A 15052-nucleotide genomic window follows, 5' to 3' on the forward strand; every position below is an offset into this window, starting at 1 on the left:
TGGCCCTTCGGCCGCCGCCGGCGGGTACGCGGCACGCACGTCAGCGCCCGGTCAGGCTCCAGGCGTCCTCGGACCCTGAATCGTCGCCGTCGTGGTAGTCCTCCGCCTGCGGCCGCGAGTCCAGGTCTTCGGCGACCAGGTCACGCGGGCCGTCGAATCCGTGGTTCGCGTTGGCGTTCTCCGCCAGCGCCTCCGTCAGCGAATCAGCCTCGCCCGCCGCGCCCGGGGCGGCCGCCGGCGGCTCATCGCCACGGATGGCGGCAAGCGTCGAAGCCAGGTCGTCCGGCTTGACCAGCACGTCGCGTGCCTTCGAGCCCTCGGACGGGCCGACCACGCCCCTGGACTCCAGCAGGTCCATCAGGCGGCCGGCCTTGGCGAAGCCCACGCGCAGCTTCCGCTGCAGCATCGACGTCGAGCCGAACTGCGTGGTGACCACGAGTTCGGTCGCCTGCAGCAGCACGTCCAGGTCGTCGCCGATGTCGTCGTCGATCTGCTTCTTCGGCGCCTCGACGGCGACGTCGTCCCGGTAGACGGCCTGCAGCTGTCCCTTGACGTGTTCCACGACCTTGTGGATTTCCGATTCGGAGACCCAGGCGCCCTGGACCCGGATGGGCTTGTTGGCGCCCATCGGCAGGAACAAGGCGTCGCCCTGGCCGATGAGCTTCTCCGCGCCGGGCTGGTCGAGCACCACGCGGGAGTCGGTCACCGACGAGGTGGCGAACGCCATCCGCGACGGCACGTTGGCCTTGATCAGGCCGGTCACCACGTCCACCGACGGCCGCTGGGTGGCCAGCACCAGGTGGATGCCGGCGGCGCGGGCGAGCTGGGTGATGCGGACGATGGAGTCCTCGACGTCCCGCGGGGCGACCATCATCAGGTCGGCGAGCTCGTCCACGATCACGAGCAGGTACGGGTAGGGCTTGATCACGCGCTTGGACCCGGCCGGCGGCACAACCTTCCCGTTGCGCACGGCCTTGTTGAAATCGTCGATGTGCTTGTAGCCGAAGTTGGCGAGGTCGTCGTAGCGGGTGTCCATCTCCCGGACCACCCACTGCAGCGCCTCGGCTGCCTTCTTCGGATTGGTGATGATCGGCGTGATCAGGTGCGGCACGCCCTCGTACGCGGTCAGTTCCACGCGCTTGGGGTCCACCATGACCATCCGCACTTCGTCCGGCGTCGAGCGCATCAGGATCGAGGTGATCATCGAGTTCACGAACGAAGACTTGCCCGCGCCGGTAGCGCCCGCGACGAGCAGGTGCGGCATCTTGGCCAGGTTGGCCAGCACGAAGCCGCCCTCCACGTCCTTGCCCACGCCCATGACCATGGGGTGCTCGGTCTTGCGGGCGTTGTTCGACCTGAGCACGTCGCCCAGGGAGACCGTTTCCCGGTCGGTGTTCGGGATCTCGATGCCGATGGCCGATTTGCCGGGAATCGGCGAGAGGATGCGCACGTCCGAGCTGGCCACGGCGTAGGAGATGTTCTTGGACAGCGCGGTGACACGTTCGACTTTGGTGCCCGGCGCCAGCTCGATTTCGTACCGGGTCACCGTCGGGCCGCGGGAGAAGCCGGTGACCTTCGCGTCCACCTTGAACTGGTCCAGGGTCTCGGTCAGCGCCTTGACGACGGCGTCGTTCGCCTCTGAGCGTTCCTTCGAGGGCGGGCCCGGCGGCAGGAAATCCGAGGGCGGCAGCGTGTAGGCGACGTCGCCGGCCAGCTGCAACTGCTCGGTGCGCTGCGGGATCGGGGTGGTCGGCGGCTGCGGCTGGACCGGGGTGGACGGGACGATGGGTGCCGCGGTCGCCGGCGCGGCGGCAGGCAGCACCGGCAGCGCTTCGGTGGCGCCTTCGGGTACCAGCCCCTGGTTGCGCTTGATTTTTTCGACGGCGAGCTCGGCCTGGGTGGGCCTGCGAACGCCCGGCGGCACGGCCGGCGCCGCCTGCTCCGTTCCGGCTTCTTCCTCCGGCTCGCCGTCCTCGATCACCGGCGTTTCGAACGCCTCGTCGAAGAAGAAACCCTCGTCGTCGCCGCCGTCCGCCTCTTCGGCCTTGCGCTTTCCGAACAGCTTGCGCCGCGGCTTGGGTTCCTTGGCCGGGGCGTCGTCGGCGTAGAGGTAGCTCTGGTCATGCCCGTCGGCGGCCGGCCGGTACCCGGCTTCCGCCGACGGGTCCTGGCCCATCAGGTGCTCGTAGAGCATCCGGAGGCGCATCGGTATGTGGCGGAACGGCGTGGCGGTCACGATCAGGATGCTGGTGAAGGCCAGCAGTGCGTAGAAGGCCACCGCCAGCCAGGTGTTGACCGCTGCCAGCGGCGCGGCAAGCAGGAACCCGGCCATGCCGCCGGCCGCCCACAGGGCATCGAAGCCGTCGGCGAGGGCGGGCTGGCCGCCGATCACGTGGGCCAGCCCGGAACCGGACGCCAGCGCCAGGATGAGGCCGATGGAGATGCGGCTGTTGGCGGGAGAGTCCTCCGGGCAGCGCATCAGGCGCACGGCCATGATCAGCAGCAGCACGGGCAACACCAAAGCCATCCAGCCGAAGGTCCCGCCGGCCATGGCGTGCACGGCGTCTCCAAACCAGCCGTCGAGCGCCCACCACTCGACGGTGGCCACGCAGCCGGCCAGCAGCAGCAGGAAGAAGCCGGTGCCGTCGCGGCGCAGTGCGGGGTCGGGCCGCACATCGGGGCCCAGCTTCCGGACGCCCGCGGCCACCGGACGCGCCACGGCCATCCACAGCCCCTGGATCAGCCGGGCCAGCAGCGGCAGTTGCTCTTCCTGGGGCTGCACCTCGAGCACCTTGGTCTTGCTGGAACGCCCCGAGGAGGAGCGCGCAGTGGTGCCTGTAGCCTTACCGCGCGACTGCTGGGTGCCTTTTCGGGCAGGGGAAGTACGAGTCGCCATAGTGGCTAGGTTACCGGCTGCCCGGCGTGATCCGCGGGATTTGGCGCCTGCGGATCGGCTGCGCCGGGTGCGGGATCAGGCCTCCAGGACCACGGGAACGATCATCGGCCGGCGGCGGTGCCGTTTGTTCACCCACGTGCCGATCACCCGGCGCACCACCTGCTGCAGCTGGTAGGTCGTGTGGTCCATGTTGTTAACCACGGCGTCTTCGAGGGCGGCGATGATCCTGGGTTTGATGTCGTCGAACACCGAATCGTCCTCGGCGAACCCGCGCGCATGGATTTCGGGACCGGAGACGATCTGGCCGGTGCTGCGGTTCACCACGGTGATGACGGAGATGAAGCCCTCCTCGCCCAGGATCCGGCGGTCCTTGAGGTCGGCGTCGGTGATTTCACCGATGCTGGATCCGTCCACATACACGTAGCCGCATTCGACCTGGCCGACGATCCGGGCCGTGCCGTCCTTCAGGTCGACCACCGACCCGTCGTCCGCCAGCAGCACGTTCCCGGCGGGCACGCCGGTTTGCTCGGCCAGCCGCCCGTTCGCAATCAGGTGGCGGGTCTCGCCGTGCACCGGCAGGGCGTTTTTGGGCCGCAGGATGTTGTAGCAGTACAGCAGCTCCCCGGCCGCGGCGTGGCCGGACACGTGGACCTTGGCGTTGCCCTTGTGGATGACGTCGGCGCCCAGCTTGAGCAGGCCGTTGATCACCCGGAAGACGGCGTTCTCGTTGCCCGGGATCAACGACGACGCCAGGATCACGGTGTCCCCCGCACCGACCTGCACGCGGTGGTCGCCGTTGGCCATCCGCGACAGCGCCGCCATCGGCTCGCCTTGCGATCCGGTGGACATCAGCACGATCCGGTCGTCCGGGAAGTCCTCAACGTTTTTCAGGTCCACGAGGATGCCCTCGGGAACGTTCAGGTAGCCCAGTTTGGCGGCGATGCCCATGTTCCGCACCATCGAGCGGCCGACGAACGCCACATGCCGGCCGTGGGCCGCGGCGGCGTCGAGCACCTGCTGCACGCGGTGCACGTGGGACGCGAAGGAGGCGACGATGATGCGTTTTTGCACCTGGCCGAACAGGCGCTCCAGCACCGGGCCGATTTCCTTCTCGGCCGTCGTGAAGCCGGGGACGTCGGCGTTCGTGGAGTCGGCCATGAAGAGATCCACGCCCTCCTCCCCCAGCCGGGCGAACGCGCGCAGGTCCGTGATCCGGCCGTCCAGCGGCAACTGGTCCATCTTGAAGTCGCCGGTGTGCAGCACGGTGCCGGCCGCGGTGCGGATGAAGACCGCCAGGGCGTCCGGGATCGAGTGGTTGACCGCCACGAATTCGCACTCGAAGGGACCGAACTGCTCGACCTGGCCCTCCGCGACGGTGAGGGTCTGCGGTTTGATCCGGTGCTCGGCCAGCTTCGCCTCGACCAGGGCCAGGGTCAGCTGGGAACCGATCAGCGGGATGTCCTGCCGCATCCGCAGCAGGTACGGGACGGCGCCGATGTGGTCTTCGTGCCCGTGGGTCAGGACCACCCCGACGACGTCGTCGAGCCGGTCCTCGATGTACGAGAAGTCCGGCAGGATCAGATCCACCCCCGGCTGGTGCTCTTCCGGGAACAGCACGCCGCAGTCAACCACCAGCAGCCTGGAGTCGATCTCGAAGACCGCCATGTTGCGGCCGATTTCCCCGAGCCCGCCGAGCGGAACGATCCGGAGCGTCCCCGGTTCAAGCAGCGGCGGCGTGCGCAACTGGGTGATGGTGGATTCGCTCATCGGGCGGTCAGACCCCCAGCGCCAGGCCGGCCTCGGCCAGGTCGGCGCGGATCGGCGCGAGCTCGGCCTCCGTCGGTTCCACCAGCGGGAGCCGGACCACCGAATTGGGCAGGACGCCCTGCCACTTCAAGATCTGCTTGGCGGCGACCGCACCCTGGATGTGTGTCATCACCGCCCGGATGATCGGGTCCAGTTCGAAGTGCAGCCGGCGTGCGGTGGCGAAGTCCCCCGCCAGTGCGGCGTCGACGAGCTCCCGGAACTGGCGGGTGGCCACGTGCGCGGTCACGCTGACCACGCCGACCGCGCCGGCCGCCATCAGCGGCAGGGTCAGGCCGTCGTCGCCCGCGTAGACGTCGAGGTCCGTGGCGGCCAGGACGCGGGTGGTCGCGGCGTAGTCCGCCTTGGCGTCCTTGAGCGCGACGACGAGTGGATGCTCGGCCAGCCGGATCAGGGTTTCCGTCTCGATGTTGATGCCGGCGCGGCCGGGGATGTCATAGACCATGACGGGCAGGCCGATGGCCGAAGCGATGGTCTCGATGTGGGCCTGCACGCCGGCCTGGCTCGGCTTGTTGTAATAGGGGGCGGTGATGAGCAGTCCGTCCACGCCGGCGCTGGCGGCGCGCCGGGAGAGACTGACCGAGTGGCGGGTGTCGTTGGTGGTGGACCCGGCAATCACCTTGGCCCGTCCCCCCACTGCCTCAACGACGGCCCGGAACATGCCCTCGTTCTCGTCGTCGGTGAGCGTCGAGGTCTCGCCGGTGGTGCCGGTGACGACGAGCCCGTCGCATCCGTCCTGGACCAGCTTGTCCGCCAGTTCCGCTGCCTTCCCGTAGTCAACCTCGCCCTCCTCGGTAAAGGGGGTGACCATTGCGGTGACCATGGTGCCAAAGGGATACTCACGAACGTCAGACTCAACCATAGGGAAAACGTTACCGTGTCCGTCGGCCCTATCGGCAATGGCGTACAAGGCGCGACACAGAGTTTCACGTCACGCGCGGCGGCTCCCGCCCGCCGTCAGCGCCCGGGGCCGGCGGGCGTGTCAGCGGGGCGCAGGGAGGCGGCCCAGGAAACCGGTCAGCAAGGCGGTCACTTCGTCCTGGGCGGCGAGGCAGCCGGCGTGGTCCAGGCCCGGCAGCTCGGCAAAGTGTCCGTCCGGCAGCAAGGCGGCGGCCTGGCGCGACTCCGCGGCGCGTGGGTGGTCCTCGCTGCCGGCGATCAGCAGGACGGGTAAGCGGATCCGCTGGACCTGGCGGGGATCGAGGCCGGGCAGCTCTTCGCCGGCGCGGAAGTAGGCGGCAAGCGCCGCCGGGTCGTTGGCCAAAAAGGCCTGCCGGGTGGCCGCGTCCACCGGCACGGCGCGGCGCTCGTTCCAGCGGCGGAGGAACTCTTCCATCCCGCCCGTCTCCAGCGCGTCCAGGTAGTCGGGGAAGAAGAGCTTGCCGACCTGGCCGGCCATGCTCCGGTGCGTTCCGCCCAGCATGGTGAGCGAACGCAGGCGCTGCCGTCGGTAAACCGCCATCGCGAGTCCTACCCGCGCGCCGAAGGAATAGCCGAAGTAGTTCACGCTGTCCAGGCCGCAGGCGTCCAGCACCGCTTCGACGTCGCCCATGAAACGCTCCATCGTGTAGGCGCCCTCGTCGTGCGGTTTGTCGCTGCGGCCGTGCCCGCGCATGTCCAGCGAGATCACCCGGTGCCGCGGCTTGAGGGCACGCTGGTAGCCCAGCCCCCGCCAGGTGGCCTTGGACAGGGCGGTTCCATGGACCAGCAGCAGCGGCTCCCCGGTGCCCGTGTCCTCGAAGGCCAGCCGCACGCCGTCGTCCCCGTTGACGGCAAATCCCATCATGGCCGCTCCACGGGTGCGGCAGCCGCGTTCTCCAACCTGTTCATTCCCTCACGGTATCGTGTGCCGGCCGCTGGTCTCACGGCCGCCGCCACGCCGGCTGTGAGATTATCGGTGCATGCGCCCAGGTTCCACCCGCCCGCGGATTGCCGGGATCGATGCCGCCCGCGGCATCGCCTTGCTGGGCATGATGGCGACCCACATCTTTGCGCCGTGGACCGCCGGCACGGACCCGCAGCCGAACTTCGTGGGCCTGGTCCTCTCCGGGCGCTCTTCGGCGCTGTTCGCGGTCCTGGCCGGGGTCGGGCTGGCGCTGCTCACCGGCGGCAGCCGCGGCCACCGGGGCGGGAGCCTTGCCGCGGACCGCGGGGGCATTGCCGTGCGGGCGCTGCTCATTGCCACGGTCGGCATGATGCTGGGCGCGCTGGAAGTAAACGTCGCGGTGATCCTGGTCCATTACGGCGTGCTGTTCCTGTGTGCGCTGCCGTTCCTGCAGTTGCGCCGCGGCGTGCTGGCGCTGTGGGCGGCCGGCTGGATCGTCGTCTCGCCGGTGCTGGCCCACCTGCTGCGGCCTTGGGCGGAAGCGGCGGTGCAGCCGGCCGAGCTGGGCCACAACCCCATGGTCTACGACCTGCTGACGCCGGCCACGCTGCTCAGCGATGTTTTCCTCACCGGCTACTATCCCGTGGTGCAGTGGCTGGGCTATCTGCTGGCGGGCCTGCTGATCGGGCGACTGGAACTGCAGCGCACCGGCGTGCAACTGGGGCTGCTGGCGGCGGGCGCCGTGCTGGCCGTGGCCGCCAAGGCCGGTTCCTGGTTCCTGATGGAGCGGCTCGGCGGGTATGCGGAGGTCGCGGCGACCGAGGCGGCGCGGCGGCCGGACTTCGATCTCGTGTACCAGGTGAACATGAGCTGGATCGAGCAGCGCGGCTCGTGGTGGTGGCTGGGCGGCTCGTCGCCGCATGCCGGAACGACCTTTGACCTGCTGCACACGGTGGGCACCTCGGCCGTGGTCCTGGCGGTGTGCCTGCTGCTGACGTCCCGGCTGCCGTGGCTGCTGATGCCGCTCGCGGGCGCCGGGGCGATGACGCTGACGCTCTACTCCGCGCATGTCTGGGTGCTCAGCGCGTTGCCGCCGGCTACACCGGAACTGCCAACCTACCTGTGGCAGGCAGCGGCGGCGGTGGCGGTGGGCATGGCCTTCCTGGCCCTGGGGTGGCGGGGACCGTTCGAGCTGGTGACCTCCACCGCGGCGCGGCTGACCCGGGAGGCGCTGCGGCCGGCGGGCAGCCGGGGCCGCTGAACCGTTCAGGAACGGCTGAGGCTGATGGCGTGGCGCATCGACTCGCGGGCGCGCTTGCGGTCTCCCGCGGCGTCATAGGCGCACGAGAGGCGGAACCAGCTCCGCCAATCCTCCGGCGCGGCTTCGGCCTCGGCCTGGTACACCAGGAACTCCCGGTCGGCCGCCTCCCGCACGATGCGCCCGCCGGGCGTGCGCGGCAGGTCGTCCACGGGCAGCCCGTTTTCGGCCTCGAGGGTCCGGGCCAGCCTGGACATCCGCGCGCCGAACAGCAATTCGCGGCTGAGCGCCCAGGCCCCGATGACCGGCAGGACCACCAGCGCGATGCCCAGGCCCTTGGCCACGGGGTCGGGTTCGCTGAGCATCAGCCAGGCCCGCTGCAGCGTGGCGCCCAGGTAGCCCACCAGCAGGACGATGATCACGCCGACCCAGATCTTGGCTCCGTGCCGGGCATACCAGCCGATGCGGCCGTTGCCGCCGTCCGCTGCGGGACCCGTGTGTTCGGCGTTGCTCATGAAAGTTCCAAGTACCCGTCTAGTCCGTAGGTCAGTCCGGGCCGCCCGCCGACGGTCCGGACGCCCAGCAGGACGCCGGGCATGAAGGAGGCGCGGTCGAATGAATCGTGCCGGATGGTCAGCTGTTCGCCCGGCCCGCCGAGCAGCACCTCCTGGTGCGCCACCAGGCCGCGCAGCCTCACGCTGTGCACGCGCACGCCGTCCACGTCGGCGCCGCGGGCCCCATCCAGCGCCGTGGTGGTGGCGTCGGGGCCCGCGGGAACGCCTGCGTCCGTGCGGGCGGCGGCCACCAGCTGCGCCGTGCGGACCGCGGTGCCGGAGGGCGCATCCACCTTGTCCGGGTGGTGCAGTTCGATGATCTCCACCGATTCGAAGTACTTGGCGGCGGTGGCGGCGAAGGCCGAGGCCAGCACGGAACCGAGCGCGAAGTTGGGGGCAATCAGCACGCCCGTTCCGGGATGCTGTTCCAGCAGCTCAGCCAGCGAGTCGCGCCTGGCCTGGTCCCAGCCGGTGGTGCCGACCACCGCGTGCATGCCGTGCTCGACGGCGAAGCGGACGTTGGCCTCGGTGTTGTCCGGGGTGGTCAGGTCCACCACGACCTGCGTCCCCGCGGCCACCAGCTCTTCCAGCGCGTCGCCACGCTTCAGCGCGGCCACCAGCTCCAGGTCTGGGGCACCCTGGATGGCCGCGACGGCCTCGCTGCCCATCCGTCCGCCGGCGCCCAGCACGGCCACCGCAAGTTGCTCAGTCATGTCCTCCAGCGTATCGCTACTGCCCGATGCCGACCCATTCGGTGCTGCCGTCGGCGAAGTGCTGTTCCTTCCACACGGGCACCTCTTCCTTGATCCGGTCCACCAGTTCCGAGCAGGCGGCAAAGGCCGCGGCGCGGTGCGCCGACGCGACGGCGGCGACCAGGGCCGGGTCGCCGATCGCCAGCGGGCCGGTGCGGTGCGCCACCCAGATGCGCACGCCGTCGTGATCCGCGGCGATGCGCCCCGCGACCTCGGCGATCACGCGCTGGGCGCTGGGGTGGGCGGAGTAGGACAGCGCGGCCACGGCCTGGCCGCCGTCGTGGTTGCGGACCACTCCGCTGAAGCTGACCACCGCACCGCAGTCGGCCGAATCCACGGCGGCCGTCGCCTCGCCCGCGTCGATCGCCTCGCCGGTCACCGCGGCGTACAGCACCGTGCTGGTCATGGTTGTCCTCTCATCGGCTGCATGCTTCCAGTATCCCTTGGCCGGCCCGGTGCGGCGTCAGCCGGCATGGCCGGCGTCGGTGTCGCCTTCCAGCTGCGCGCAGATGTGCCCGATCAGCGGATCCAGGGCGGCCAGGCCGTCGCGCACTCCCCCGGGAGAGCCGGGCAGGTTGACCACAAAGGTGGACCCGGCGGTTCCGGCCACGCCCCGGCTCAGCGCGGCCAGCGGGGTCTTGGTGCGCCCGTAGTCGCGGATAGCTTCCATCACGCCGGGCAACTCCCGTTCCAGCGCGACGGCGGTGATCTCCGGGGTGCGGTCGTCGGCGGCCAGTCCGGTGCCTCCGCTGGTGACGATCACTCGGGGCCCGGCGGCGAGCATCTTCCGCAGCGCCTGGCGGACGGGTTCGCCGTCGGCGACGATCTGGGGGACGCCGGCCGCCAGGCCGTGCCCGGCCAGCCACTCGGAGATCAAGGGGGCGCATTCGTCCTCGTAGGCGCCGGCCGCGGCGCGGGTGGAGGCAACGATGATGCCGGCGGTCCTGGCGCTCACAGCGCCCAGTCCCCGCTCTTGCCTCCGGATTTTGCCAGCACCTTGATGTCGGAGATGACCGCGTGCTTGTCCACGGCCTTGACCATGTCGTACAGGCTCAGTGCCGCCACCGAGGCGGCGGTCAGCGCCTCCATTTCCACGCCGGTGACCGAGCGCGTCTTCACCGTCGCCTCGATCCGCACGGACTCCGCGGCCGGGTAAAAGTCGACCGTGACCTTGCTGATCGGCAGCGGGTGGCACAGCGGGATCAGCTGCGGCGTCTGCTTGGCCGCCATGATCCCGGCGACCCGGCTGACGGCCAACGCGTCGCCCTTGGGCAGCGAACCGGCGGCCAGGAGTTCCACCACGTCGGGGCGGGTGGTTAGCACGGCCTGCGCCGTGGCTTCCCGGGTGGTTTCGTCCTTGCCGCTGACATCGACCATGTGCGCCGTGCCGTCCTCGCGGACGTGGGTCAGGCGTTCTGCTTCACTCATAGCAGCCATATTTCCACGTCCTGGCCGGCTTCGGCGCGCTCCACCCCCACGGGCAGGTGGACCAGCGCGTTGGACTGCGCCAGCGCGTGCACCAGGTGGGACCCCGCTCCGCCCACCAGCTGCACCCGTCCGCCGTCGTAACGGCCGCGCCGCACCTGGTGTTTGCCGGCCGGCGACTCCGCGGCTTCCGCCAGCGGGGCGCGCAGCACCGCCCGCGGAGCGGGGGCTCCCAGCACCGCCGTCAGCGCCGGCCGCAGGAACATCTCGAACGAGACCAGGCAGCTGACCGGGTTGCCCGGGAAGGCGAGGAAGACCGCGTCACCGATCCGGCCGGCGCCCTGCGGCCCGCCCGGCTGCATCGCCACCGAGGAGAAAGCCACCCCATCGGGCTCGAGCGCCTGCCGGACCACTTCGAAGGCGCCCTTGGAGATTCCGCCGGAGGTCAGCACCAGGTCGGCGCCGTGGCGGCGCAGGTCGTCGTCGAGCCGGCGGCGGAACTCGGGCGCGGAGTCGGCCAGGATGCGGCTGGAGACCACCTCGCAGCCGGCCTCCCGCAGCGAGGCCGCCAGCAGGGTGTTGTTGGCATCGTAGATCTGTCCGGCCCGCAGCCGGGCGCCGGCGGCCACCACCTCGTCGCCCGTGCTCAGCAGCAGCACCCGCAGCCGCGGCCGCACTTCGGCGGAGGCCAGGCCGAGCGCCGCGAGCAGGCCCAGCTGCGGCGCCTTCAGCAACGTTCCGGCCGCCAGCGCGAGGTCGCCGGCGGCGATGTCGCTGCCGGCGGCGCGGACGAACCGGCCGGCCGCGGTTTCCGGCAGGGTCACCGTGCCTCCCTCGCCCTCGGCCAGGAAAGAGTCCGGCACCGCTTCCTCGATCGGCACGACGGCGTCCGCCCCCGCGGGCAGCATCGCCCCCGTCATGATCGGCGCGGCAGAGTCCGGCGGCAGCGCCGGGGCGGCATAGCCGGCCGGAATCGCCGCGGCCACGGCGAACCCGGCTCCCCCGGCGGTCTCCGCGCTGCGGACCGCGTAGCCGTCCATCTGCGAGTTCGCGAAGGGCGGCAGGCTCATCGGCGCGGCCACGTCGGCGGCCAGCACCCGCCCGAGGGCCGCCGCCAGGTCCACCGTCTCGCTCCCGGCGAGGCAGTCCCGTGCGGCGTGACCGAGCAATTCCTCGACGACGGCGCAATGCCCGGCAACGCTCTGTGTCACTGGCCCTCCTTGTCGCAGGCGGAACCGACGGCCGGGTGCCGGAAAGGGTGCCGCGCGTGCATGTTCTGCTGCCATCCTAGGTGACGGCCCCGGGCGGCACCGCGGGGCTTCCCCGGACCGAACAGTCAGCGCGGGTAGATCGAAACCTCGGCCGCCTTGACCACAAAGTGCACGCGTTCCCCCGGCCCCAGCGACAGGTCGGAAACCGCGGCGGGCGTGACCTCCGCGGCCAGCGCACCGGCCCTGACCGTGACCAGGCCGCCGTGCGGGACCAGTTCGGTCACGGTGGCCGCCACGGCGTTGCGCGGGCTGCCGGCCGGCAGGTCGGGAAACAGCGCCACCGAGGCAGGACGGAACACCGCCGCCGCGGGGTCCCCGGGACGCAGCCCGGCTTCGGCTTCGCCGCTCCAGTGCGTCCCGTCGGCGCCGGCCAGTCCGGTCTCCGTGGCGGTGCCGGTGACGAAGTTCAGGCCGGTCATGCCGGCGGCGAAGGCACTGCGCGGCCGGGCAAACACCTCGCGCACCGGCCCCTGCTCGACGATCCGCCCGCCGTCCATGACCACCACCCGGTCCGCCAGCAGCAGCGCATCCAGCGGCTCGTGGGTGACGATGACGGCGCTCCGCCCAGCCAGCACCCGGCGGAGCAGCCTGCGCAGGGCTGGGGCCGCCGTGATATCGAGGGCGGACATTGGCTCGTCAAACAGCAGCAGCGAGGGGTCGGCCGCCAGCGCACGGGCTACCGCGACGCGCTGCGCCTGGCCCCCGGACAGCTCTCCCGGCCGGCGGTCGGCCAGCCCGGAGGCTTCCACTTCCGCCAGCCAATGCCGGGCGGCCCTGCGGGCATCGGCCCGGGAGGCTCCCCGGCTGCGCAACCCGTAGGCAACGTTGGCCTCGACGCCCAGGTGCGGAAACAACAGCGGCTCCTGCGCCAGCAGGCCGACGCCGCGGGCATGGGCAGGCACCCAGCGGTCCGGCTGCGCCTGCCCGGCGCTGAACAGGACCTTGCCGTCCAGTTCCGCCCGGCCCCAGGCGGGACGCAGCAGCCCGGCAACCAAGCCCAGCAGGGTCGACTTGCCGGCCCCGTTCGGGCCGAGCACCGCGACGGTTTCTCCGTCCGCGACGCTGAAGTCGGCGTCGAAGCCGCGGGACGGCAGCCGCGCGGTCAGTTCCAGGCTCATGGGAGACCCGCCGCCCGGCCCGGACCGCTCCTGCGGTGGACCAGCATCACCACCGCGACGGCGACCACCACCAGCACGAGCGACAGCGCCACCGCGGCATCGGCATCGGTTTCCCGCTGCAGGTAGATCTCCAGCGGGAGCGTGCGCGTGACTCCCTCCAGGCTTCCGGCAAAAGTCAGCGTGGCTCCGAACTCGCCCAGGCACCGGGCAAAGGACAGCACCGCCCCGGAGAGCAGCCCGGGCAGCACCAGCGGCAGGGTCACCGTGCGCAGGACGCGGGACGGCCGGGCGCCCAGCGTCGCCGCGACCGTTTCATACCTGGTGCCCGCCGTGCGCAGCGCACCTTCCAGGCTCAACACGAGGAACGGCAGCGCCACGAAGGACTGCGCGAGCACCACGGCGGTGGTGGAGAACGCGATCTCGAGGCCGATCATTTCGAAGGTGCCGCCCAGCAGCCCGCGGCGCCCGAACGTATACAGCAGGGCAAGGCCGCCGACGACGGGCGGCAGCACCAGGGGCAACAGCACCAGCGACCGGACGACCTGCTGGCCGGGGAAACTGCTGCGCGCCAGCACCAGCGCCATTGGGATGCCCAGCACGATGCACAAGGCCGTGCTGGCGGCGGCAGTCCGCAGGCTCAGGCCCAGCGCGGCCAGCGCCGGCTCGGAGGTCACGAGCCGTGGAAACTCCAGCCAGTTCACGCGCGCGGCCATCCCGGCCAGCGGCAGCAGGACGAAGACGGCGCCGGCCGCAGCCAGCGGATACACCCAGTAGGGCGCCGGGGCGCGCACCGCCGTCGTCGTCGTCATGTTCTCCCGTTCGTCCCGAAGGTTGTCCGCATTCCCGCCCGGCGCCCTGGTCGGGCCCGGCCGCCGCGCTGCGGTCACGGCGGGCCGAATCCGGCCGCCGCCAGCGCCCGCCGGCCGGCGTCCCCGGTGACGAGATCCACGAAGGCTTCGGCTGCCGCCGGGTTGTCCGTCCCCTTCAGGCCGACGATCGGGTAGGCGTTGACCGCCTGCCCGGCTTCCGGAACGGGGATGCCGCGGACCTTGCCTCCGGCGCCCTGCACGTCCGTGGCATACACCAGGCCGGCGTCGGCTTGGCCGGAGAGCACCTTGCCCAGGACGTCGGTGACCGATTGCTCTTCGCTGACCGCCGGGATATCCACGACGGCGGCGTGCTGGACGGCGGCGGCCGCGGCGCCGCAGGGAACCTGGGGTGCGCACAGCACGGTTTTGACCCCGGGGTCGGCCAGGTCGTCCAGCGACGAGACGCCGGCGGGGTTCGCGGCGGGCACCGCGATCTGCAGCACGTTGGTGGCGAAGACCACCGGCGGGCCGTCGTTCAGTCCGTGCCCGGCAACCAGGTCCATGGTTGTTTGGTCGGCCGTCGCGAAAACATCCGCCGGGGCCCCCGCCAGGATCTGGGCGGCGAGGTCGGAAGAACCCCCGCTGTTCAGGCGCACCTCCACGCCAGGGTGGCCGGCCTCGAACTCGTCGGCCAGCCCGGAGAAGACGGAGTGCAACGACGCCGCCGCGAAAACGGTCACCGTGCCCTCCGGCCCGGAACCGTCCGCCCCGCCGGCCGCGCCCGCCCCCGACGGCCCCGGCGCCGCGCACGCGCTGCCCGCGAGGACGCAGGCGGCGGCCGCCGCCGGGCCGGCCAGGCGCTGCCAGTGGCGCACCTCAGCTCCTCCCCGACGGCGTCTCGACGGCGACCATGGTCGCCTTGACCGAGGCCACCGCCACCGACCCCGGTTCGATGCCGAGGTCCCGCACGGCTTCGGCGCTCATCAAGGACACCACCCGGTGCGGACCGCACTGCAGCTCCACCTGGGCCATCACCGCGTCCTGCCGGACATCGGTCACGATCCCCACGAAACGGTTGCGGGCCGAGCTGCCGATCCCGGTGGGATCCTGCGGCAGGGCAGCCTGCTCCCGGGCCAAGGCGGCCAGCTCCGCGCCGTCCACCGTCGCCCGGCCGGAGGCGTCCCGGTGCTTGGCCAGGGCGCCGGCGTCGATCCAGCGCCGCAGGGTATCGTCGCTGACCCCTAGGAAGCGCGCAGCATCCGAGATGCGTATCTGCGTCATGGGAAGCAGTATAGTTCCGCAAATGCGGAACGCGACACC

At 71.3% G+C, this 15052-nt stretch carries 15 protein-coding genes; 1 reads left to right on the plus strand and 14 read right to left on the minus strand.

What is annotated here, in order from left to right:
* Window positions 1–40: 40 nt before the first annotated feature.
* The 4 genes from AC5RVZ_RS23045 to AC5RVZ_RS23060 form a co-directional block, all read right to left on the minus strand.
* On the minus strand, window positions 41–2896 hold the full coding sequence (locus tag AC5RVZ_RS23045; protein ID WP_494067976.1) for an FtsK/SpoIIIE family DNA translocase: 2856 nt from the start codon (window positions 2894–2896) through the stop codon (window positions 41–43).
* Window positions 2897–2971: 75 nt separating this feature from the next.
* A complete protein-coding gene (locus tag AC5RVZ_RS23050; RefSeq protein ID WP_494067977.1) occupies window positions 2972–4663 on the minus strand; it encodes a ribonuclease J in 1692 nt (563 codons plus the stop codon).
* Window positions 4664–4670: 7 nt separating this feature from the next.
* Window positions 4671–5582, minus strand: coding sequence for a 4-hydroxy-tetrahydrodipicolinate synthase (gene dapA, locus AC5RVZ_RS23055; RefSeq protein ID WP_494067978.1), 912 nt, complete (start codon window positions 5580–5582; stop codon window positions 4671–4673).
* 120 nt (window positions 5583–5702) lie between these two features.
* Window positions 5703–6506, minus strand: coding sequence for an alpha/beta fold hydrolase (locus tag AC5RVZ_RS23060; protein ID WP_494067979.1), 804 nt, complete (start codon window positions 6504–6506; stop codon window positions 5703–5705).
* 115 nt (window positions 6507–6621) lie between these two features.
* Here AC5RVZ_RS23060 and AC5RVZ_RS23065 point away from each other — a divergent pair, with 115 nt between their 5' ends.
* The gene (locus AC5RVZ_RS23065) at window positions 6622–7806 is read left to right on the plus strand and encodes a heparan-alpha-glucosaminide N-acetyltransferase domain-containing protein (protein WP_494067980.1); all 1185 of its coding nucleotides are present in this window, start codon (window positions 6622–6624) and stop codon (window positions 7804–7806) included.
* A 5-nt stretch (window positions 7807–7811) separates the two neighbouring features.
* Here AC5RVZ_RS23065 and AC5RVZ_RS23070 read toward each other — a convergent pair whose 3' ends face one another.
* The 10 genes from AC5RVZ_RS23070 to AC5RVZ_RS23115 all read right to left on the minus strand — a co-directional run bounded on the left by AC5RVZ_RS23070 (window position 7812) and on the right by AC5RVZ_RS23115 (window position 15013).
* Complete coding sequence (locus tag AC5RVZ_RS23070; protein WP_494067981.1) at window positions 7812–8318, minus strand: tetratricopeptide repeat protein; 507 nt, start codon at window positions 8316–8318, stop codon at window positions 7812–7814.
* Window positions 8315–9070, minus strand: a complete 756-nt coding sequence (dapB, locus tag AC5RVZ_RS23075) for a 4-hydroxy-tetrahydrodipicolinate reductase (RefSeq protein ID WP_494067982.1) — start codon at window positions 9068–9070, stop codon at window positions 8315–8317. The genes AC5RVZ_RS23070 and dapB overlap by 4 nt, the downstream gene beginning before the upstream one ends.
* A 16-nt stretch (window positions 9071–9086) precedes the next feature.
* Window positions 9087–9515: a molybdenum cofactor biosynthesis protein MoaE gene (locus tag AC5RVZ_RS23080; RefSeq protein ID WP_494067983.1), complete on the minus strand. Its 429-nt coding sequence runs from the start codon at window positions 9513–9515 to the stop codon at window positions 9087–9089.
* 57 nt (window positions 9516–9572) lie between these two features.
* The gene (locus AC5RVZ_RS23085; protein ID WP_494067984.1) at window positions 9573–10064 is read right to left on the minus strand and encodes a MogA/MoaB family molybdenum cofactor biosynthesis protein; all 492 of its coding nucleotides are present in this window, start codon (window positions 10062–10064) and stop codon (window positions 9573–9575) included.
* The gene (moaC, locus tag AC5RVZ_RS23090) at window positions 10061–10537 is read right to left on the minus strand and encodes a cyclic pyranopterin monophosphate synthase MoaC (protein WP_494067985.1); all 477 of its coding nucleotides are present in this window, start codon (window positions 10535–10537) and stop codon (window positions 10061–10063) included. Before moaC ends, AC5RVZ_RS23085 begins: the two co-directional genes overlap by 4 nt.
* Window positions 10534–11745: a molybdopterin molybdotransferase MoeA gene (locus AC5RVZ_RS23095; RefSeq protein WP_494067986.1), complete on the minus strand. Its 1212-nt coding sequence runs from the start codon at window positions 11743–11745 to the stop codon at window positions 10534–10536. The genes moaC and AC5RVZ_RS23095 overlap by 4 nt, the downstream gene beginning before the upstream one ends.
* Before the next feature lie 125 nt (window positions 11746–11870).
* Window positions 11871–12923 (minus strand): sulfate/molybdate ABC transporter ATP-binding protein, encoded by a 1053-nt coding sequence (locus tag AC5RVZ_RS23100; protein WP_494067987.1) that lies wholly within the window; start codon window positions 12921–12923, stop codon window positions 11871–11873.
* Window positions 12920–13732: an ABC transporter permease gene (locus AC5RVZ_RS23105; protein ID WP_494067988.1), complete on the minus strand. Its 813-nt coding sequence runs from the start codon at window positions 13730–13732 to the stop codon at window positions 12920–12922. The genes AC5RVZ_RS23100 and AC5RVZ_RS23105 overlap by 4 nt, the downstream gene beginning before the upstream one ends.
* Before the next feature lie 74 nt (window positions 13733–13806).
* Entirely contained in the window at window positions 13807–14607 is an 801-nt protein-coding gene (gene modA / locus AC5RVZ_RS23110; protein WP_494067989.1) for a molybdate ABC transporter substrate-binding protein, read from the minus strand.
* Window position 14608: 1 nt separating this feature from the next.
* A complete protein-coding gene (locus tag AC5RVZ_RS23115) occupies window positions 14609–15013 on the minus strand; it encodes a TOBE domain-containing protein (protein WP_494067990.1) in 405 nt (134 codons plus the stop codon).
* Window positions 15014–15052: the final 39 nt, after the last annotated feature.

The sequence above is a fragment of the Arthrobacter sp. Cza30 genome, assembly GCF_059090765.1.

Excerpts from the sequence above, each read along its gene's own strand:
- dapB (WP_494067982.1), bottom strand. The coding sequence starts at position 9,070 with ATGACTGAGCAACTTGCGGTGGCCGTGCTGGGCGCCGGCGGACGGATG.
- AC5RVZ_RS23060 (WP_494067979.1), bottom strand. The coding sequence starts at position 6,506 with ATGATGGGATTTGCCGTCAACGGGGACGACGGCGTGCGGCTGGCCTTC.
- AC5RVZ_RS23105 (WP_494067988.1), bottom strand. The coding sequence starts at position 13,732 with ATGACGACGACGACGGCGGTGCGCGCCCCGGCGCCCTACTGGGTGTAT.
- AC5RVZ_RS23100 (WP_494067987.1), bottom strand. The coding sequence starts at position 12,923 with ATGAGCCTGGAACTGACCGCGCGGCTGCCGTCCCGCGGCTTCGACGCC.
- AC5RVZ_RS23070 (WP_494067981.1), bottom strand. The coding sequence starts at position 8,318 with ATGAGCAACGCCGAACACACGGGTCCCGCAGCGGACGGCGGCAACGGC.
- AC5RVZ_RS23115 (WP_494067990.1), bottom strand. The coding sequence starts at position 15,013 with ATGACGCAGATACGCATCTCGGATGCTGCGCGCTTCCTAGGGGTCAGC.
- AC5RVZ_RS23050 (WP_494067977.1), bottom strand. The coding sequence starts at position 4,663 with ATGAGCGAATCCACCATCACCCAGTTGCGCACGCCGCCGCTGCTTGAA.
- AC5RVZ_RS23045 (WP_494067976.1), bottom strand. The coding sequence starts at position 2,896 with ATGGCGACTCGTACTTCCCCTGCCCGAAAAGGCACCCAGCAGTCGCGC.
- moaC (WP_494067985.1), bottom strand. The coding sequence starts at position 10,537 with ATGAGTGAAGCAGAACGCCTGACCCACGTCCGCGAGGACGGCACGGCG.
- dapA (WP_494067978.1), bottom strand. The coding sequence starts at position 5,582 with ATGGTTGAGTCTGACGTTCGTGAGTATCCCTTTGGCACCATGGTCACC.
- AC5RVZ_RS23080 (WP_494067983.1), bottom strand. The coding sequence starts at position 9,515 with ATGACCAGCACGGTGCTGTACGCCGCGGTGACCGGCGAGGCGATCGAC.
- AC5RVZ_RS23065 (WP_494067980.1), top strand. The coding sequence starts at position 6,622 with ATGCGCCCAGGTTCCACCCGCCCGCGGATTGCCGGGATCGATGCCGCC.